The 19,241-nt window shown below is 49.3% G+C and carries 16 protein-coding genes; 7 read left to right on the top strand and 9 right to left on the bottom strand.

What is annotated here, in order from left to right; all coding sequences use genetic code 11:
• Positions 1 to 110 precede the first annotated feature (110 nt).
• From NY07_RS01000 to NY07_RS00980, 5 genes are all read left to right on the top strand, one after another.
• Complete coding sequence (locus tag NY07_RS01000) at positions 111 to 2,261, top strand: tetratricopeptide repeat protein (RefSeq protein WP_033537476.1); 2,151 nt, start codon at positions 111 to 113, stop codon at positions 2,259 to 2,261.
• 197 nt (positions 2,262 to 2,458) lie between these two features.
• Positions 2,459 to 4,015, top strand: a complete 1,557-nt coding sequence (locus NY07_RS00995) for a GGDEF domain-containing protein (RefSeq protein WP_033537475.1) — start codon at positions 2,459 to 2,461, stop codon at positions 4,013 to 4,015.
• Positions 4,016 to 4,084: 69 nt separating this feature from the next.
• Complete coding sequence (gene ppnN, locus NY07_RS00990) at positions 4,085 to 5,437, top strand: nucleotide 5'-monophosphate nucleosidase PpnN (RefSeq protein WP_033537474.1); 1,353 nt, start codon at positions 4,085 to 4,087, stop codon at positions 5,435 to 5,437.
• Positions 5,438 to 5,455: 18 nt separating this feature from the next.
• The gene (gene xni / locus NY07_RS00985) at positions 5,456 to 6,226 is read left to right on the top strand and encodes a flap endonuclease Xni (RefSeq protein WP_033537473.1); all 771 of its coding nucleotides are present in this window, start codon (positions 5,456 to 5,458) and stop codon (positions 6,224 to 6,226) included.
• A gap of 151 nt (positions 6,227 to 6,377) precedes the next feature.
• A complete protein-coding gene (locus tag NY07_RS00980) occupies positions 6,378 to 6,764 on the top strand; it encodes a DUF3192 domain-containing protein (protein ID WP_033537472.1) in 387 nt (128 codons plus the stop codon).
• Between the two features lie 24 nt (positions 6,765 to 6,788).
• Here NY07_RS00980 and NY07_RS00975 read toward each other — a convergent pair whose 3' ends face one another.
• The gene (locus NY07_RS00975; protein WP_235363872.1) at positions 6,789 to 7,259 is read right to left on the bottom strand and encodes a methyltransferase family protein; all 471 of its coding nucleotides are present in this window, start codon (positions 7,257 to 7,259) and stop codon (positions 6,789 to 6,791) included.
• Between the two features lie 96 nt (positions 7,260 to 7,355).
• Positions 7,356 to 10,169, bottom strand: coding sequence for a S9 family peptidase (locus tag NY07_RS00970; RefSeq protein WP_033537470.1), 2,814 nt, complete (start codon positions 10,167 to 10,169; stop codon positions 7,356 to 7,358).
• A gap of 266 nt (positions 10,170 to 10,435) precedes the next feature.
• On the opposite strand from NY07_RS00970, the gene NY07_RS00965 reads away from it, so the two are divergent.
• Complete coding sequence (locus NY07_RS00965) at positions 10,436 to 11,443, top strand: isocitrate dehydrogenase (RefSeq protein ID WP_033537469.1); 1,008 nt, start codon at positions 10,436 to 10,438, stop codon at positions 11,441 to 11,443.
• Between the two features lie 131 nt (positions 11,444 to 11,574).
• On the opposite strand, the gene rlmM is transcribed toward NY07_RS00965, so the two are convergent.
• The 4 genes from rlmM to NY07_RS00945 all read right to left on the bottom strand — a co-directional run bounded on the left by rlmM (position 11,575) and on the right by NY07_RS00945 (position 14,800).
• Positions 11,575 to 12,666 (bottom strand): 23S rRNA (cytidine(2498)-2'-O)-methyltransferase RlmM, encoded by a 1,092-nt coding sequence (gene rlmM / locus NY07_RS00960; protein WP_033537468.1) that lies wholly within the window; start codon positions 12,664 to 12,666, stop codon positions 11,575 to 11,577.
• Between the two features lie 98 nt (positions 12,667 to 12,764).
• Positions 12,765 to 13,154 (bottom strand): DUF423 domain-containing protein, encoded by a 390-nt coding sequence (locus NY07_RS00955; RefSeq protein ID WP_033537467.1) that lies wholly within the window; start codon positions 13,152 to 13,154, stop codon positions 12,765 to 12,767.
• Positions 13,147 to 13,842: an alpha/beta fold hydrolase gene (locus NY07_RS00950; RefSeq protein ID WP_081953744.1), complete on the bottom strand. Its 696-nt coding sequence runs from the start codon at positions 13,840 to 13,842 to the stop codon at positions 13,147 to 13,149. The genes NY07_RS00955 and NY07_RS00950 overlap by 8 nt, the downstream gene beginning before the upstream one ends.
• Before the next feature lie 46 nt (positions 13,843 to 13,888).
• Entirely contained in the window at positions 13,889 to 14,800 is a 912-nt protein-coding gene (locus NY07_RS00945; RefSeq protein ID WP_033537466.1) for a transcriptional regulator GcvA, read from the bottom strand.
• Positions 14,801 to 14,982: 182 nt separating this feature from the next.
• Between NY07_RS00945 and NY07_RS00940 the strand changes: the two genes are divergently transcribed.
• On the top strand, positions 14,983 to 15,213 hold the full coding sequence (locus NY07_RS00940; RefSeq protein ID WP_033537465.1) for a hypothetical protein: 231 nt from the start codon (positions 14,983 to 14,985) through the stop codon (positions 15,211 to 15,213).
• 233 nt (positions 15,214 to 15,446) lie between these two features.
• On the opposite strand, the gene thiI is transcribed toward NY07_RS00940, so the two are convergent.
• From thiI to pomA, 3 genes are all read right to left on the bottom strand, one after another.
• Positions 15,447 to 16,904, bottom strand: a complete 1,458-nt coding sequence (gene thiI, locus NY07_RS00935) for a tRNA uracil 4-sulfurtransferase ThiI (protein ID WP_033537464.1) — start codon at positions 16,902 to 16,904, stop codon at positions 15,447 to 15,449.
• 233 nt (positions 16,905 to 17,137) lie between these two features.
• A complete protein-coding gene (locus NY07_RS00930; RefSeq protein WP_033537463.1) occupies positions 17,138 to 18,082 on the bottom strand; it encodes a flagellar motor protein MotB in 945 nt (314 codons plus the stop codon).
• Positions 18,083 to 18,086: 4 nt separating this feature from the next.
• Positions 18,087 to 18,854 carry a flagellar motor protein PomA gene (gene pomA, locus NY07_RS00925; RefSeq protein ID WP_033537462.1) on the bottom strand — a complete coding sequence of 256 codons (768 nt, stop codon included), beginning with the start codon at positions 18,852 to 18,854 and terminating at the stop codon, positions 18,087 to 18,089.
• Between the last annotated feature and the right edge of the window lie 387 nt (positions 18,855 to 19,241).

The following is a 19,241-nucleotide window of genomic DNA, read 5'->3' as shown; positions in this document are numbered from 1 at the left end:
TTATCATAGTTGTTATGTGAAGTTCGTCAGTATAACCCGATTTACCCCGCCACTGCGGACAGAATTCTAAAAACATAATATGCCCGCCTGCGGCTCGGTGATGCTACAAAATGCGCATTTTTCTCTATAGCCTTGTGTTGTTTTTTTGCTACTCAGCCACGGCCAACGCGGCCTTCAGCCAATTGATCAGCAAAGAGGTCAAATTTAAAGAATCGGCAGCTGAATTTTATCAAGAGATCAGTGCCAGCCTCTCCTTCCCGATTGATTTTACCAATGAGATAGAGTTTAACCGACTGGCAGAGGCCCAAGGCTACAGCCCAGAAGAGTTAGAGCAACAACTGCAATGGCTTGCACGAGTCTATCTGGAGCCAGGCATCGGCGCAGACAATGCGCTAGAGCAGGCGCAGCGCATCATGACCCAACTAAGGAGCATCGCCGATACCGCATACGACAAGGCCTACCTATTAATGCTAGAGGGCAGAAAGGCCGGTCGAGACAAGCAAGATTATCAGCAAGCAATCATCTACTATCAACAGGCTTTAGAGCAGTTAAAGCAGAGCGAAGATCTCCCCACTCAACTGTTATTACACAGTATTCAATACCAATTGGGAGACGTTTATCGTATTACTCTGCAAAAAAGCGCGGCTCTCACTCACTTGAATCAATACCGTGAACTCGCTTACCAACTAAGAGACGATTATTTGATTGCCAAGGCTGAGGCGACACTCGGCCGCTATTACAACAGCGAGGAGCAATATGCCAAGGCACTACAGCATTATACTGAGGCGATTCGTCTAGCCGAAGGTTTAGACAAACCCTTCTTAAATGCCATCTTATCGCTGCGCTTAGCAAGGGTATACAGAGATCTTAAGTCTTGGGACGAAGCCCTCACCTATGCTCATAAAGCCGCAGATGGATTTACTTTGATAGGTAAAGACAACTTCCTCTCCAGCGCCATGACGGTGATCGCTATGGTCTATGGTGAGCAGCAACTGTGGAACCAGGCGATCGATTATTACCTCAACGCTCAACAGATAGATGTCAGACGCGGCAACCTCACCGCCCAAGCGCTGAACTTGCACAACTTAGGCGAGGCCTACTTTAACAATAATGAGCCTAAAAGAGCGCTGACTAACCTGCTCAAGGCCAACGGCCTCTTCTTACAAAAAAAGAGCAATCATTACCTTATCTATAACGATCTGCTGATCGCCCAAGTCGCCACTAAATTAGGTGATTGGAGCATGGTTAATGCCTATGCAGCCAAAGCTTTCGTGTTGGCGCGAGAAAAGCAACTCCCCGAACAGATGTTCGAGGCATTACAGTATAAAACGCGCGCCCTAAAGGAGCTTGGCGATATCGAAAAAGCCCTCGATGCTCTGGATCAGTTAAGCACGCTCAGCCAAGAACTCGTCACAAACAGCGCCCCGCCTTCCGACTATAACCCTAGCGTGCTGGCAGAGCAGAAACTCAAGTTGCAGTTGAACCAACTGCAATCAGAAGCTAAAGCGCAAGAGAAGCAGAACCATCAATCCAGACTAGCAGCGAGCCTCATCTTTATCATCAGTTTGCTACTGGCGCTGGTGGGCTTCAACCAATGGCGCGGCAAAGCCAAACTGAAACAGGAGTTGGCCACACTGAAGCAAAAAGTGAAGCAGGAGCCAATGACTCAGCTGCCCGGTTATAACGGCTTTATCGAACATTTTGCCCACAGTACGGAAACGGTGCAGTTAGCTCTTATCTCTCTCGATGGCGGCTATAAACAAGATCTCACTCTAGGCAGCGACATCTACTTGGAGACCACGGCAAGGTTAATGGATACCCTGAATCGCAACTTAGACGGGGAAAGCTTCTTAATCCGCCCTGGTCATCTGCTGATCAGCCTCAAACAGTTCAAGTCACCAGAGGCCTTGCTGGAACAGATGCGAACAGTATTGGATGAACAGCCTCAGATGCAATCCGTTCATTTCAGCCTGGGCGTTATCAAGGTGCCTTTACTAAGCAATCCCGACATAAAAGTGACACCTGAGACCTATTTTAACGTACTACAGATGCTGGTCGCAGGCGCAATGAGTCTAGGTAAACACAAAGATTGTTATGTCACCATTACGCCACTTAATTTTGCTCCTGCTGCAATTTTGTCTAACCCGCTATACTTACACTTGGAAAAAGGAATTGGCCGAGGCTTGGTTAAGGTCGAAAGCAACGAGAACAAGGCCCTCATCCAATGGCCCAAATGGCAGGGAGCAAATAATGAGCTGTAGATATAATTTAACGAAACTATCCTGCGTGGGTCACATACCCTCTAACGTTTATTTGCATAACCTATTGGATCGGATACCATTGAAGTCATACAGGTCTCTATTAGCCAATGGTAAAATAATTCGGCGACTTCTAAGCGCATTACCAAATAGAAGTTTCAACTTTCAACCTACGCTGAAGCTTATTTACAAGGTCTAGAATGAAAGACGCGATGACAAGCCTTTCCAAGGTATCACTCCTTCAGCAGAAACTTCATTCTGCCAAATCTGCATTAGCTGAACTCACAGAACAAAAAGCCCAAAGCCAAAACTCACTATTGCAATTTATTGGTCACCTTAGCCTAGCCTGTAAGGGTCAAAGCATTGAACTCGACAACAAGCTGGCCAAGCTACGCCACAACCTGAGCACTATCGAACATATCGATGAAGCATTACCCGATCTGCTCGAGGTGGAGCAACTTCTCAAGCAGCAATACCACCATGTAATAAGTCAGCTCGAAGAGGGGCGGACCAGTCTCTCTAAGGTGATTCGTCAGCTACAGCGTGTCGACTCCGTACCGGAAAAACTGAAAAAAGAGCTCGCCTATTATAAGCAAGATCTCAGTAAACCATTTCATACCTATTGGGATTATTTCCCCAAAGTAGAGCGGCTGGTTGGCTTTTTCGAAGCCATCATGAATGAGCAGCTCAACCAGGGCGATAAGTTAGTCGTACTACCCAAGCACAGACAGCAGGCTCATGAGTTGGCGCAGATGATCTCAGAGATCGAGTTTCGTAAAGATCAGCGCGATCAGGTGTTAGTGATCAAAGATTATCTGGCCGCCGAGATTGATGTTGATGGGCTAATAGATGCCTACCAGACCATACTCTCACTGCTGCTGGAAAATATCGCCCTAGAAAAAAGTGCCTCACAGGAATTTCTCTACGCGCTCAATGATGCCCTCTCCGCGGTGCGTGAGGTGGTCAACGACTCCTATAACAGCAACCAGCGCAGCTATCAGCTCAAGAAGCAGCTCAACCGCGAGATCAATTCGCGCGTCGATAACGTTGGTGATGCCATTATCGACATTGATGATCTCGGCCAACTCAAGTTACAGGTCACCGAACAGCTCGCCTCGATTCGCACCGCGCTAGGGCGCAAAGAAGCGCTCGAACAACGTGAACAGGCGATGCTGCGCAAGTCGATGGAAACCATGCGCGATGAGCTTAACGAGCTGAGTAAAGAAGCCAACGCCTACAAAGAGCGCCTGTTTGAACAACAAAAGCTCAATCTGCTCGATACCCTGACCCAGCTGCCCAATCGTGCGGCGCTGGAAGAGCGTATGGAACAGGAGTTCCGCAACTACCAGCGCCATCGTCATCCACTCTGGGTCGCCGTGGCAGACATAGATCACTTCAAATCGATCAATGATAACTTTGGTCACAGCACTGGCGATAAGACGCTGCAGGTGATTGCCATGGCGCTAAAGAACTCGCTGCGTGAATCTGAGTTTGTGGCTCGCTATGGCGGCGAAGAGTTTGTGCTACTTATCCCTGACGTCTCGGCCAGCGATATTGAGCACCTGTTGAACCGCGTACGTGAGAAAGTAAAAAATATTCCTTTTAAGTTTAAAAATCAGAGAATTACAGTTACAGTATCAATAGGTGCTGCACAAATTCTTGAAAATGAACAGATAAGCGAAACCTTCGAACGCGCCGACGCAGCACTCTACAAGGCCAAACATGAAAGCAGAGACAGAGTGATTATTGACGCCTAACCCAGGGCAACCTGGGTATTTCATCCCTCCCCCGGTGTCATGGCTTGCGTCTACTGCTAAGGAGTCGCCATGATCGTCAATATCAGTCCCAGAGGCAGCATGGATCAACTTTCCCAGTTGGAAGTCGATCGCCTCAAGCAAAATGCCAGTAGTGAACTCTACCAACTCTTTCGCAACTGCTCTTTGGCAGTGCTCGCCTCTGGATTAGAGAGCGATGACGCTTGCAGTTTATTTGAGCAGTACCGCAATTTTAATATCAATGTACTGCGACGTGAACGCGGCATCAAAATTGAACTGGTTAACCCGCCCGAAGCAGCCTTTGTCGATGGCAATATCATTGCAGGCATTCAAGAACATCTTTTTGCCGTGCTGAGGGATATCGTCTATATCAGCGATCGCTACGACAACCTCAAAAATATCAATTTAACCAACTCTAACCATATCACCAATGTGGTGTTCGATATCTTGCGTAACGCTCAGGTTATTCCTCGCCAAGAGCCTAACATAGTGGTTTGTTGGGGGGGGCACAGTATCAACTCAACAGAGTATCAATACACCCGCGAAGTGGGTTATGAGTTGGGACTACGCAGCATGGATATCTGCACCGGCTGTGGACCCGGCGCCATGGAGGGGCCGATGAAAGGCGCCACCATTGGTCATGCCAAACAACGGGTACGCACTGCGCGTTATATCGGTTTGACTGAGCCCAGCATTATTGCCGCCGAGCCTCCCAATCAGATCGTCAATGAGCTGGTGATATTGCCAGATATCGAAAAGCGCCTCGAGGCATTCGTGCGCTTAGGTCATGGCATAGTGATCTTCCCCGGCGGCGCGGGTACCGCGGAGGAGCTACTCTATCTGCTGGGGATCTTACTTTGCAAAGAGAACGCCAACATTCCATTCCCCTTGGTGCTCACAGGCCCGAGAGACAGCGCCGAATACTTTATTAAGATAGATGAGTTTATTGGCGCGACCCTGGGCGAAGAGGCACAAAACAAGTATGAAATCGTTATCGACGATCCTGTACGCGTTGCGCGGATCATGAGCCATGGTATGACTGTGATTAAGCAACACCGTAGAGATACTGGCGATTCCTATCAATACAACTGGTCACTCAAGATAGAACCTGAATTTCAGCTGCCCTTTACCCCGGATCATGAGATCATGGGCAATCTCAATCTCTACTTTCAGCACAACAAGGCTGAGCTGGCCGCCAACCTGAGACGTGCTTTTTCTGGTATAGTCGCGGGTAACGTCAAGATGGATACCATGAGAGAGATAGAGCGTTTAGGCCCCTTCGAGCTCAGAGGCGACAAAGAGTTAATGAGATTGATGGACACCCTGTTACAGGCTTTCGTCAGTCAGCAACGTATGAAGCTGCCCGGCAGCGAATATGTGCCCTGCTACCGGATCGCCACTTAACTTAACGCTAGATAGACGATGAATCGATTTTTAATCATAGATGGACTCAACCTGGTGCGGCGCATACACGCCGCCCAGCCCGATGAAAATGATGTCAATGGACTACCAGAGCGCGTGACATCTGCCTGTCGTAAACTCATGGCCAAACATCAACCCACACATGTAGCCCTCGTATGGGACGGCGATGCCATCTCCTGGCGTAAACAGCTATATCAAGATTATAAGAAAGGCCGCAAGCCGATGCCCACGGCTTTAAGCGATGCCCTACCTAATCTAAAAGAGCATCTGGCGCAGCGAGGATTTCACTCCATCGATGCCAATGCCGAAGCCGATGATGTGATCGCAACCCTGGCCAGTAAGACGGTTAAAGCTAAGGGGGAAGCGCTGATCATCTCTACCGATAAAGGCTTCACCCAGTTGCTTGGCCCTGGCATTAGCCTATGGGACTACTTTAACCAGCGACAGATCACTATCGAAGATCGCGAGCAGCAATTGGGCGTCGATCGTAGTCAGTTCATCGATTATCTTGCCATGGCTGGCGATAGCGGCAATAAGATCCCCGGCATACCCGGAATAGGCCCCAAATCAGCCTGTGAACTACTCAAAACCTTTCGAACTTTGGCCAATGTGTATGCCTCTCTCGATAAGATTGGCGCCAAACAGGCTAAGAAACTCGAAGCCGGCAGGCCAATGGCCAGGCTTAGCTACAAGCTGGTGCAACTGCAAACCGATATCCCCCTAAACACCCGCCTGGCGAATTTCAGGGCAGAACAACCGACTCAGGCGTAAACATTCGGTTACTTATTTCTTGGCTTTCAGGCCATCACAAGCGAAAACGGTACTACCATACGTTTTTCATCTGCTTTATATTGTAACCAATATGTTGCGGTGGATTATTCACTGCAGATGCGCACGCTACATGGAAGGATCTCTACGAAATATGAAATCTAAAGTCCCAGTGATCATAGGCACTATCTTTGCGGCCTATCTTGCCTTTGTCGCCGTCGTGGTGCTGGTTTATGAGCCAACACCCGATGATATGGATTGGGAGGACAGGCAAGCCTACAACAATGCAAAACTCACTGAGTTATCTATCGGTCAACCCATAGAGCAGATAAAAACCCTCTTGGGTAAGGCTGACTTTTCCGAGGCAAAAAGCAGTAACAACGACACACTACAGGTGCTGTTCTATCGTACCCACCACAGCAAATCTGATGGTGAAACCACCCGAGATGAATGTACGCCGCTGCTGTTTAAAAATAATAAGCTAATCGCCTGGGGACAAGATACTTACCAGCAATATCTCAACTCTCCCATCGGCGGCTGACCACTACACCTCGAAATGGCGCTGTTATAACCAGCGCCTCACCTTCTGTTGATACGCACCATACTCCTTGGGAAATTTAGCCAACAGATAAGCCTCTTCACGACGAATAGCCAGCCAATCGACTGCCGCGCAGGCAGGCAAGGTGCTGAGCAATAACCAGGGGGATCCCAGCATGATCCCCAGCCCCACAGGAAAGCCACAAAAAGCCACATAGATGGGGTTGCGGCTATAAGCGTAATAGCCAGAGGTGATGATGTGTTTCGTGGGCTTCCACGGCTCGATTGCCGTCTGACGCCGCTTAAAGATCAACATGATATGTAATAACACCAAGCAAGTAGCCAGCAAGATTAGCCCGCCGCCGACCTGGCCAACCGGATGAGGTGTTAGCGCTAGTGGACAGATCCGCTCCAAGGCGTAACCAGCCCCCATGGCAACCAGAAAAATTAACGGTGGCGGCACTTTTACACTGGCCCCTCGACGATCCTCTCCTGTCATATGCTTCTCCATAAATTCGCTATCTCCTGACCAAACCAACCATTTCTTCGCACAAAAAAGCCGGGCACTTGCCCGGCTTGATGTATCGAGAAGAGGTTAACCCGCCTTCTTATACTCCTGATAGGCCTCTCCTTCAGAGAGCCATTTAGGCGCTGGCTTGCCTTTCAAATAATGCTCAAAGTATTGCATCATACGCAGGCTATAGTCGAGCTTGTTTGGGTACTTCTTCAGATGATGAGGTTCATCCTGGTACTGCAGGAACACCACATCCTTACCCGCGCGGCGCATCGCTAGGTACAGCTCAACGCCCTGCTCCCAAGGCACTGCATCATCTTTATCACCAAACATGATCATCATAGGTGTCTTAATGCGCTCAACATAGAAAACGGGTGAGTTTTCGATATATTTCTGCGGCGCCTTAAACAGACTCTCACCGATACGGCTCTGACCCGTTTCATACTGGAACTGACGTGCCAGACCTGTACCGTGACGAATACCACTGTAGGCGCTGGTCATGTTAGATACAGGAGCACCGGTAACTGCCGCCTTGAAGATAGAGGTCTGAGTGACGGCAAAGGCTGTCTGATAACCACCCCATGAGTGCCCCTGAATACCCACGGCATCGGCATCAGCAATGCCCATATCAATCAACTTCTGCACACCAGAGGTCAAGGCCTGCACTGAGCTGGCGCCAGGGTAACCTACTTCAAAGCGAATATCGGGCAAGAAGATGGCATAACCATTATCGGCATACCAGGCAAAGTTAGGTCTGTGGTTAAGCTTCATATCAGGGAAGGCGTGCAGCCTGTCACTCATAAAGCGATAGAAATAAACCAGTACAGGATAGCGTTTACCCGCCACATAATTAGATGGCTTAATCAACACACCATCGAGTGGCTTACCGTCACCATTAGTCCAATGCACCAACTCGGCCTTGCCCCAGTCAAGTTGACGTTTCTGATCGTCTAAACGTGTCTGACGCTTTGCCTGCTGCGGACTCAACAGCTTACTGGCGTAAAGATCTGGGTAGAGATCATAACGCTCTTTGGAAAAGAGAATGGCATCGCTCTGTTCGGCGCGTGCCAACAACTTAAGCTTGTAATCGCCTTCCATCAAAGGCTTAACGCCAGAGACACCTACTTTGGCTTCATAGAACCCATCACCCTTGGTGCGCTCGTTGTAGCCGTGAAGCAGCAAGGTTTGGTTTTCCTTAAGCAGATCCGGCTTGTCCTCTCTTTCTAGCAGACCTGTGACACGATACTGGATCTGCGCCTTACGTCCCTTGGCTGCGGTTATGCGAAACGCATCGAAAGAGTCGGTATTGAACTGCCAGATATCGTACTTATCATAGGCAAGAAACGCCGAACCATCTTCAAGCCAAGGCCCTAGACCATAACCTGGTGCTGCCGAAGGGTAGTCATGGTCTTCGTCAGCAAATGGCGTCTTAAAGTCTTTAGTCAGTTTAACCCGACTATCCTGGGCGATCTGATAAAGGAAAATATTACCCTGCTGGTAATAGGCGACGAATCGCTCGTTAGGTGATAGCGATGGCTTTTGACCTACAGGTTGCTGGATCAAGAACGCCTGCTTGCGTCCCGTATTGAGATCCACCAAATAGTAATCGCGGTAGAAACCCGCCCAAGTGATCATCTTTAGATATGGCACATCAGTGCTGGCTAGCACGAAGCGCTGCTGTTGACCTAACTCGATATCAGGCACCGTCTGATCGGCCAGTTGCACCACTTGCTTGGAGCCCAGATGCAGCACAGCCAAATAGGTGCGTTTAAGCTCCTTCTTGTACTGTTTTACCTCGTTAGGCTTAATGCGCGGGTCATCACCATGCCAAACCCTCAGCTCACGCTGTCCGGTGATCACTTGGTTGTCATAAAGATCTTCACTCTTGGTCACCTTAGGCAACTCAAGCTGCTGGCTCACCTCAGGCACACGGCCGAAAAAGAGTCGCTTACTGTCGTCTGAGAAGGTCAGCTCGCTGTAACGATTTAAGGTCCACTCCTTGGGGTTAGCCACCTGGTGCAACGTCTCATCTGCCGTCTGATACAAGGCTAGGTGATATTCACGCCCCCAAGGCGCATCAGCTGCCTTGCCATAGGTGTAGGCGATGTATTTACCATCTTCACTGACCGACACAGCGCCGATCTGCTGATCCACATATCCCGAGACCACCTGCAAGTCGCCGCTATTGAGGTCCAGGCGCTGAACCCTGTGCAGATTGTTGGCCGCATCATTTTGCGCAACCACCAAGGAATGACCCACTTTGTCAAAATAGTAAGCCGTAACATGGGCTAACTTTTCACTGCTGCCGGTCTTTAGGTTGACCAGCTCTAAGGTCCGCCCTTCATCAAACTTGTCGACCTTTGGTGGCTTCTCTGCCTCAGACGCCTTAGGCTTACTGTTCTTATCGTTACTTTGCCCGTCATCATCCGCGTCGTTATCGGCCTCTTCACCCGCCTCATACCAGATGGCCAAATGACTCCCCGCTTCATTAAAGGCAAACTGCTTTACCTTGTCATAGCGAGTCTCTTTACCCGTTTGAGTGTCGACTAAGACAACGCCTGACTTCATTTTTTTGCGCGCCTTGGGCGTGGCTTTTTCCTGCTCAAGTAGACTAGGCGCCAAGGTGAAAGCGGCGAAGCGACCATCGTGGCTGATAATAGGTTTGCTGGCACCTGCCACGCTAAAGCTAGTGTCTGCATCGAGACGTTTCACCAAGCCATGGCTATCGCCTCTATCAGGGCTTACCTCTACGGCGAAAGCATTGCCTTTTGCCGACAGGACAGGTTTATTGAGGGATTCGAATTTCATGATGACATCGGGTGTCACATCGGCGCTAAATGCGGCGCAAGAAAAAAGACTGGCACATAACAAAGATAGGGTTGGTAATGGCTTCAAGGTCTTCCTCGTTTTAACTTGTTATTAACGGACGTTAGACTAAAGTAGACTTTTTTAACGCTTAAGGATCAATCATCGTGATTAGCCTCTATTATTGCAAGTTAGCCTACACAAAAAAACGTGAGATTGCTCACTATTTCCTGTAAAATTTGCGCGAAAGTAGTTAAAATAAAGCTGATAAGATTCTAAAAATTCATAGTCATAAAACCGTGTCTTTCGACATGGTCAGACAATAGCAGTAACGACCAACCGTGGAAGGACTCTCCATGTCAAAAAGAACAATTACCGTTATCCCAGGTGATGGGATTGGCCCGAGCATAATCGACTCAGCAATCAAGATCTTAGATAAAGCCGGATGTGATTTCGAATACGAGTTCGCCGATGCTGGCCTAGCCGCACTTGAGAAGCAAGGTGAACTTCTACCCCAACGCACACTAGACCTAATTGAAAAGAACCGTATCACCCTAAAAGGGCCGCTAACCACCCCAGTTGGCGAAGGCTTTACCTCAATCAACGTCACTTTACGTAAAAAATTCAGCCTTTACGCAAACGTACGCCCTGTATTGTCTTTTAAAGGTACTCAGGCTCGTTACGACAATATCGATATCATCACGGTACGTGAAAACACCGAGGGGATGTACTCAGGCCTAGGCCAAACGGTTTCTGAAGACGGTGCCACCGCCGAAGCCACCAGTATCATCACCCGTCAGGGCGCAGAGCAGATCACTACCTTCGCCTACGAGCTAGCGCGTAAAGAGGGTCGTAAGAAGGTCACTATCGTACACAAGGCTAACATCATGAAGTCAACTTCAGGCCTGTTCCTGAAAGTGGCTCGCGAAGTAAGCCAGCGTTACCCAGACATCACCACTGAAGAGATGATTGTCGACGCGACCTGTATGAAACTGGTGATGAACCCAGAAAACTTCGACGTGATCGTAACCACTAACCTGTTTGGCGATATCCTATCGGATCTTTGCGCCGGTCTGGTTGGCGGCCTAGGGATGGCACCGGGTGCCAACATAGGTAAAAACGCAGCGATCTTCGAAGCGGTTCACGGCAGTGCGCCAGATATCGCAGGTAAGAACCTGGCGAACCCTACCTCAGTGATCCTGGCATCGATTCAGATGCTGGAATACTTAGGTATGTCAGACAAGGCACAAGCTATTCGTAACGCGGTTTCAGCCGTTATCGAAGAAGGCGACCGTACTACCCGCGACTTGGGCGGTACTCATGGTACGACTGACTTTACTCAGGCGGTTATCGAACGTCTGTAATCGACACCTGAAGGTCTATCAGTGACAAAAAAGCCCCGCTTAACGCGGGGCTTTTTATTAGCTGTTTTATCACTTAGCTCTCTTACCACACTTAGCACACTTAGCACACTTAGCTAGCACGCTGAGCAAAGCTAACCGAAATTAAAACCTACGCCTGGGCGCAACCAGAGATGCACAGTCACTTCGTCTCTGTCGTGATAAAGATGCTTACAGGCTAGGTGGAAGTCATCGATGCCATTTTCTCTCAGCACCTCTTTCATGGTTGCCAAGATGGTCGACACCTCTTTATAACGGCTCTTCATCGGCAGCTTAAGGTTAAAGATCGCTTCCTTAAACCAGCCGTTAATCGCCCAGGCCTCCATCAGCTCGGCCACACGCGAAGGCTTTTCAACCATGTCGCACACCAGCCAGTAGATATTCTTCTTTGGCGGCTCGAAACGGAATCCGTCGGCCTGATAGTGTCTCACCTGACCGGTATCCATCAAATTCTGCGCCATGGGGCCGTTATCAACCGCCGCCACAAACATACCGCGGCGCACCAACTGATAGGTCCAGCCACCGGGACAAGCACCGAGATCCACCGAGTTCATACCACTGCGCAGGCGCTGTTCCTGTTCTGACTTAGGAATGAAGTGGATAAAGGCTTCATCCAACTTGAGCGTCGAGCGACTCGGCGCATCGCTGGCCATCTTGAGTCTCGGGATCCCCATAAAATAGGGCGAACTGTTATGACTAAGCGAATAGCCCACATAAGCGGTTCCCGGGCCAACAAAGCAGACATGGATAATGGGTCGCTTAGGGTTTTCTTTCTCAAGCAGGGCGCCGCTGCGTTTCAGTGCCTGTCTCAAAGGCACGGTAAATTTACGGCAGAAGGTGGAGAGCTCTTTGGCCTCATTAGTATCAGGCGTCTCAACCCTCAGTTCACCCGCCTTATGTACCTTCGCCAGCGCTTCGACGATAGGCGTCACCCGATCACCCTCAGGCAGATCCTTTAGCAGCTCATTGGCGGCAAACATTTGGCGGGTAAAGATCAAAGAGTCCAGCTCTAGCTGCTCCGCCAAGAGATCCGCATCTCCCGCTTGAAAACACTGAAAGATCACATAACCATCGTTACGGTTTGTCTTTACAAAGCCGCCAATATTCAGCTCCGCGGCCCGCTCCTGAATCTCGGCGGCGCAGTCTTTCTCGTAGCCGGCACGGCAATATAAAAATAGGTTTATCATCAGAACATCCTGAATAAAAAATGGCGACCCACACAATTGGCCGCCATTCTACACTTTCTCGAAAATGAATACGATTATCTTAATGCTTTAGCCACAGGCTAATCATCCAGCTCCACTACGCGATTACGCCACACGGCCACCGCAATAAACAACCAGCCGACCAGGAAGCAAACGCCGCCCATAGGCGTTACCGGGCCCGTCCACTTACTGCCGACCAGCACATAGAGATAAAGCGAGCCGGAAAACAGTACTATACCCAACAGAAACAGATAACCTGCCCAGTCAATCAAACGCGACTTGAGCCAATGGCCACTAAAGGCAACGGCTATCAGGGCAAAGGTATGATAAAACTGATACTCAACCCCAAGGTTAAAAATGTCGAGCATCTCGGGTGTCGTGACCTGCTTTAGTCCGTGAGCACCAAAAGCCCCTAAGGCAACGGCTAAAAAACCGCTTAGCGCTGCTAGCAATAAAAACCCTTTACGCATCTAACCCCCTAATAAAATGGATACTATGTGAGACAGCTAGATCCAGATTAGCGCCTAGACTGGTACCTGACGACTTTCTTGGTTGAAAACTATGATCGCCATCGGCTAACCACTCAAGTTTTGCACTATAGGAGGCAAGCCAAGGTTCCACCTGCCCCTTGGCGCCAAACTTGTCCCGCTCACCTTGAAGGATCAGTAGCGGTGCTTGGCACTTGGCGATAGGCTCAAGTCTGGGGTCACCCCCTTTAAGCGGCACGAAGGGGTAACCTAGACAGATCACCCCATCGAGTGGCATCTCAGCCCCCAGAATGGCGGCCATACGTCCTCCCATAGATTTCCCCATGACCACTAAGCGTTTGGGCTGATATACCTGGCGCAGGGTATCGAGATGCACAGAGAAATCTTTTAATAGCTTAGGCGCGCGATCCGGCGGGCGGCGCTTGCCATCAATGGCATTATTGCGCATATAAGGAAAGTTAAACCTGACCACGGCCACGCCCTGCTCTGCGAGCTTAGCGGCCATCAGCGCCATAAAGTCGTGCTCCATGTTGGCCCCGGCCCCGTGCGCCAACACCACCAGGGTATCGCACTCGAGTTGTTGCGCCTTAATTGGGCCCGAAAACAGACACTGGCTAGGCGGTAACTCGGCTGCGCCAAGCCGTTCATTCAATACTTGCGTAAAACTCATCTTATCCCTTAATAATGGCGAGGCACCTAAAATGCTCGCCAATAGATTATCCCGGCAACAACTCGCTGCGAGACTCCTCTTCAAACATGTCTAGCATCCACTTTCTAAAGGCCACGATCTTACCTATCTCGGCATGATTTTGCTGACACACCAGATAGTAAGCGTTTTTACTAACGAGCACTTCGGGGAAAGGACAGACCAAGCGTCCAGCCTTGATGTCGGGTCGGGCCAATACACTATAACCCAGCGCGACACCCTGACCATGAGCAGCAGCCTGTAACACCAAGGAGGAGTGGCTAAAGATAGGCCCCTGATTCACATTAATATCATTAATCCCACATTGTCTAAACCACGCCTGCCAATCATGGCGGCTGGAGTCGTGCAATAAGGTGTGATGTCTCAGGTCGCTCGGCTCAGATAAAGGCTTAGGTCCATTAAGTAAAAGCGGAGAACAAACGGGGATCAACACCTCGTTTCTTAGCTTATCGGCACGCACGCCAGGCCAGTTGCCCATGCCGTAATAGATGGCCACGTCTACGTCATCGGTCAGGCTACTGGTTTCATCATCCACCGCCTTGATACGCACATCGATATCGGGATTATTCTCACTAAAATTAGCCAGACGAGGCACCAGCCACTGAATAGCAAAACTCGGTGAAGTGCTTACCGTTAGGGAACCGATGGCACTTCGAGCCAATAATCTATCTGTGGCATCAGCAAGTTGAACAAAAATATCTTTGATGTCGAGAAAATAGCCCTGCCCCTCTTCGGTCAATAGCAAGGAACGGTTCTTACGACGGAAAAGTTTTAGCCCTAAATATTCTTCTAATGCTTTAATTTGATGACTTACCGCAGCCTGTGTCACAAAAAGTTCTTCCGCGGCGCGCGTAAAGCTTAAGTGACGGGCAGCAGCTTCAAATGCCTTCACTGCATTCAATGGAGGTAAACGTCTCGACATAGTGATCCTTGTCTCACATTTTAATTAGTTTTTCTAATCCGTATTGTTACATTTTATCGTTTGTAAAGGGAAGGGTTTTTGGTTAAATTTTGCGCCAACGAAATGAGTATAGTTAGACAGCCTCGACGACGTATATGGGGAGTGTCTGACACCCCAAGATATGCCGCCCGGAGGCGACCACTATGATTAACTTTAAAACTGTATTTGCCATCGCACTGCTCTCAGCATCAACAGCTGCAACCGCCGATGAGATAGTTATCGACACCGCAGATCTGCATGCATCTATCAGTGCACAACTGGCCGAAGGCTTAGAACAGATGCAACAAGATCTTAACGAAGACCTTAACGCTATTCTGGTCGCTCAAAAAGATGAGCAGCAAGAAACCAGCATCAGTGCTCAACGCGCTGAATAATCTCAAAGCCTTTTCAATTAAGCCGCATCTTCGATGCGGCTTTTTTATGCTCATGGTTACCCAAGACGGTTACCCACGAGTGAGGCATCAGCCCAGTTAAATTACGCCAGCCCCTCAATAAATCCAAGCATTTATAGCTGTAATAGTGAGAGTCGCTCATAAAAAAGGCTGCCCACTGGCAGCCTCTATCTTTAACACTTAGCTCTCGTCACTACACTGACACCTAAAAAGCGCTATACAGGACGATAGACCTTAACGTTATGATATCCCTGCTCTTGCAGGTAAAGCGCCTGTAGCTTGCTCATGACGCCTCTATCGCAATAAAGCAGATAGGTCTTCTCTTTGTCCAGATCGGCAAACTGTGTCGCTAACTTAAAGAAGGGAATACACTTCACCTCTATGCCATCAAGGGCAAGCGGACTCTGCTCTTCCTCTTCCGGTGCGCGAATATCCACCACCACTTCACCGCCCGACACCGCATCAACCGTCTCGGTCTCGGTGATCTTAGTATCCATGCTGGCAGCGATATCGCGAATATCAATCACCTCGGCAGCAGCCACTACGCGCTCAATTAAATCTTCGGAGAACTTCTCCTCCTCGGCGAGAATCTTACCCATCACAGCTTTCACCGTCGGCTTTTGCGAGATAACACCGCAATATTCAGGGATCGACTTGGCAAAGTCTTCAGTACCTATCTCGCGACTTATATTAATGATGTCTTGCTTATCCATCACGATCAACGGACGCAGAATCAACATATCTGTGCTGCGGTCAATCACGTTTAGATTGGTCAGGGTCTGACTCGAGACCTGCCCCATAGCTTCACCCGTCACCAAGGCCTGAATACCCATCTTCTCAGCGATAAGGCTAGCCGCACGCATCATCATACGCTTGAGGATAACCCCCATCTGACCGTTATCGACCTTCTCCAGGATCTCCTGCACCACAGGGTCAAATGGAACTGAGATAAATTTCACCTTGTGTGACTCGCCATACTTCTGCCACAGATGATAGGCCACCTGCTTCACACCAATCTCATGCTGGTCGCCGCCCAGATTAAAGAAACAGTAATGGGTACGAGAACCACGCTTGATAAACTGGAAACTAGAAACGCCAGAGTCGAAGCCGCCAGAGATCAATGACAATACATCTTCCTGAGTTGCCATCGGGAAGCCTCCCAGACCTTGGATACGCTTCTCAACCAGATATAGGTTTTCCTTATCTATCTCAAGATTGACCGTCATATCGGGATTCTTAAGCCTAACCCCAGCCGCTTCGGTAAACTGATTTAGCCCACCACCGACATAACGCTCAACTTCTATCGAGTTAAAATCGTGTTGACCACTACGCTTAACCCGCACACAGAACGTTTTACCGGCTAACTGCTCTTTATAAAGCGCCAAGGTTTGCTGATAGATATCGTCGACTGACTCGAAGGTGCTCTCGCGCACCTGCAGAACATGGGCAATACCTGGAATACAGGCGAGACGCTCGGCATAACGCTCAATCATCTCTGGTTTGTCTTCTGGCACCCTGACCATGATCTTATCCCACTGACGCTGTACTTTGGCCTCTTCATCGACCTTACGCAGCACATTGCGGATATTGGTTTCAAGCATCTTGGTAAAACGCATTCTTACCGGTTTGCTTTTCATCATGATTTCAGGAAACAGTTTTACGATAAATTTCATGGGCGTTCCGAGGGAATAAATTTAAACAGCAATCTTGCCATTATACCAAGCCCACTGCACAAATGCCCATAAATCAGCGGCTCGGGAAGGATTTTCTGCCATGTCAGGCAGAAGTGAGCAATTTTTATTCAGCGATGCCTTGCCAGCTCACAAGGGATAGGGCCTAGCCTGAGTAATGGAAATGCAAAAAGTCCACCTAAGTGGACTTTTTCATTATGGAGCTTTATTTCATTTTACTGCCCAACGAGGATCTCATCAGACTCCTTCGCCTTGCCTTGCTCAATCGCAATTTCAACTCGGCGGTTGCGAGCGCGGTTATCGGCGGAGTCATTGGGCACTAACGGCGCGGTACTGGCCATGCCAACAACCTTCATACGCTGCTGATCAAACCCTGAAACGCGTACCAGCTCATGGGCGACGGCCACCGCACGCTTGCTGGAGAGATCCCAGTTAGAACTGTAAAGCTCGTTACTGATCTTCATATCGTCGGTGTGACCCGAGACGGTAATGATCCCCGGCACATCCTTAAGCAGCTCACCCACGCGGCGCACTACAGGCTTAAACCTAGGCTGAAGGAAACCGGAACCCGATGAGAAAGCCCCTTTCTCTCGGATGCGAATGATGATCTGCTGCCCGAGAGATTCAATCTCGATCGCCCCATCGACGATCTCCTTATTGAGCTCCTGGGCCATTTTTTTCACCTGATCATTGATCTGATCCTGTGATGCTGCCTCTTGCTGCTGTTGCTTGGCCTGCGCTTCAGCGTCAGACTCTTCCTGAGCCGTCGATGATGCCTCGCCACCACGTTGCTCACCCTGCTGTTGCTGCACGCCGCCGGCGCTATCATCTTCACCGGCCTGCACCTCAATGGTAGGCTCAGTCATCTCGTTGGTTTGTTGGTTAATGATCTCAATCGGTGTGGGTTCTGGTTTACCAGGGCGAAACTCCAGTGCGATCACCGAGGTTCCCTTGGGAATGTCTTTAACTTCGACCTTATTCTGTACCCCAAAGGCATACTTCATCGACCCGGCGATCTGCTTGAACTTCATGACGTCCATCTCAGAGAAGGCGAGCAGCAAGACGAAAAAACACATCAGCAGCGACATGAGGTCGGCAAAAGTTGCCAACCACATAGGCGCCCCGGCTGGAGGGCAATCGCATTTGACCTTCTTAGCCATCTGGCTATTCCCCGTCCGTCGTGTCTATCTCTCGCTGTTTCTCCGAGAGGTAATTCTTCAAGAATCCCTCAATGACCCTTGGGTTTTGGCCATCTTGAATGGCCAAAACCGCATCCATAATAAGGTTTCGATTGAGCATCTCTTCACTCATGCGTAGCGTGAGTTTGTCGGCAATAGGCAAGGCCACCATGTTGGCAAGAATGGCACCATAGAGAGTGGTCAACAAGGCTACCGCCATCGCGGGCCCAATGGACTTAGGATCATCCATGTTAGACAACATGGCCACCAGACCGATAAGGGTACCAATCATCCCCATGGCGGGCGCCACATCCCCCAGCGCCTTAAAGATACCGATTCCGGTTTTATGGCGCTCTTCGGTGAGGGCGATATCTTTTTCCAGCGCCTCACGTACTACGTCACCATCATGCCCATCGACGAGCATGTCGACCGCTTTTTGCATAAAGCTGTTGCTGATCTCCGCTTCTTCAAGGGCCAAAAAGCCCCCTTTACGCGCGGCATCGGCCATAGTGACCGCCTGCTCGATCAGCTCATCCGGCTTATCTATCTTAAACATAAAGGCTTTGGCCGCGATCTTGACCGAACCGAGGAACTGTTTGAGGTTGTATTTCATCATCACCACAAACAGCGAGCCTATCAATACGATTAGCACTGAATTCACATCGATAAATATGGCAATGCCGCCACTACCGATCATAGCTCCGATAATAAAACCAAACGCACCAATTAGGCCTATCAGGGTCGCTAAATCCACAACTCTTCCTCTTATACAGTATCGGCTATTGCTAATATCTCGGCCTAATGACCAAGCTCTCAGTCAACACCATAATCATCTCGAGACGGATATCCACTCTACTCACTCTTATAATCTAAGACATCTCATTTGCGCTGGGTGGTGACATAAAAGTCGCCAATTAGACATGAATTCACCTAACCGCAGGCGGGAGTTTACGATATAATATCTGACAAAATTGAGTATTGTTCTAATTCAATTATCGGACAGCTTACACGCAAGTTTAGCTACAAATTCAATTTTTTATAAAAAAACCTCCTTAAAGCGTGCTATTGCACAAATATACGACAGCGCAATTTGACCCCTAGGGTCGACTGAGATACTTTGTCTGTCGCTAAATTCTTGGGA

Source organism: Shewanella sp. ECSMB14101, assembly GCF_000773485.1.
Lineage (GTDB): Bacteria > Pseudomonadota > Gammaproteobacteria > Enterobacterales > Shewanellaceae > Shewanella > Shewanella marisflavi.
The sequence above is the reverse complement of the archived record's forward strand: the minus strand, read 5'-3'. Positions and strand labels throughout refer to the sequence as shown.

Bases quoted from the DNA above. Each gene is read 5' to 3' on its own strand.
- NY07_RS01000 (WP_033537476.1), top strand. From the start codon at position 111: ATGCGCATTTTTCTCTATAGCCTTGTGTTGTTTTTTTGCTACTCAGCC.
- NY07_RS00995 (WP_033537475.1), top strand. From the start codon at position 2,459: ATGAAAGACGCGATGACAAGCCTTTCCAAGGTATCACTCCTTCAGCAG.
- ppnN (WP_033537474.1), top strand. From the start codon at position 4,085: ATGATCGTCAATATCAGTCCCAGAGGCAGCATGGATCAACTTTCCCAG.
- xni (WP_033537473.1), top strand. From the start codon at position 5,456: ATGAATCGATTTTTAATCATAGATGGACTCAACCTGGTGCGGCGCATA.
- NY07_RS00980 (WP_033537472.1), top strand. From the start codon at position 6,378: ATGAAATCTAAAGTCCCAGTGATCATAGGCACTATCTTTGCGGCCTAT.
- NY07_RS00975 (WP_235363872.1), bottom strand. From the start codon at position 7,259: ATGACAGGAGAGGATCGTCGAGGGGCCAGTGTAAAAGTGCCGCCACCG.
- NY07_RS00965 (WP_033537469.1), top strand. From the start codon at position 10,436: ATGTCAAAAAGAACAATTACCGTTATCCCAGGTGATGGGATTGGCCCG.
- rlmM (WP_033537468.1), bottom strand. From the start codon at position 12,666: ATGATAAACCTATTTTTATATTGCCGTGCCGGCTACGAGAAAGACTGC.
- NY07_RS00955 (WP_033537467.1), bottom strand. From the start codon at position 13,154: ATGCGTAAAGGGTTTTTATTGCTAGCAGCGCTAAGCGGTTTTTTAGCC.
- NY07_RS00950 (WP_081953744.1), bottom strand. From the start codon at position 13,842: ATGAGTTTTACGCAAGTATTGAATGAACGGCTTGGCGCAGCCGAGTTA.
- NY07_RS00945 (WP_033537466.1), bottom strand. From the start codon at position 14,800: ATGTCGAGACGTTTACCTCCATTGAATGCAGTGAAGGCATTTGAAGCT.
- NY07_RS00940 (WP_033537465.1), top strand. From the start codon at position 14,983: ATGATTAACTTTAAAACTGTATTTGCCATCGCACTGCTCTCAGCATCA.
- thiI (WP_033537464.1), bottom strand. From the start codon at position 16,904: ATGAAATTTATCGTAAAACTGTTTCCTGAAATCATGATGAAAAGCAAA.
- NY07_RS00930 (WP_033537463.1), bottom strand. From the start codon at position 18,082: ATGGCTAAGAAGGTCAAATGCGATTGCCCTCCAGCCGGGGCGCCTATG.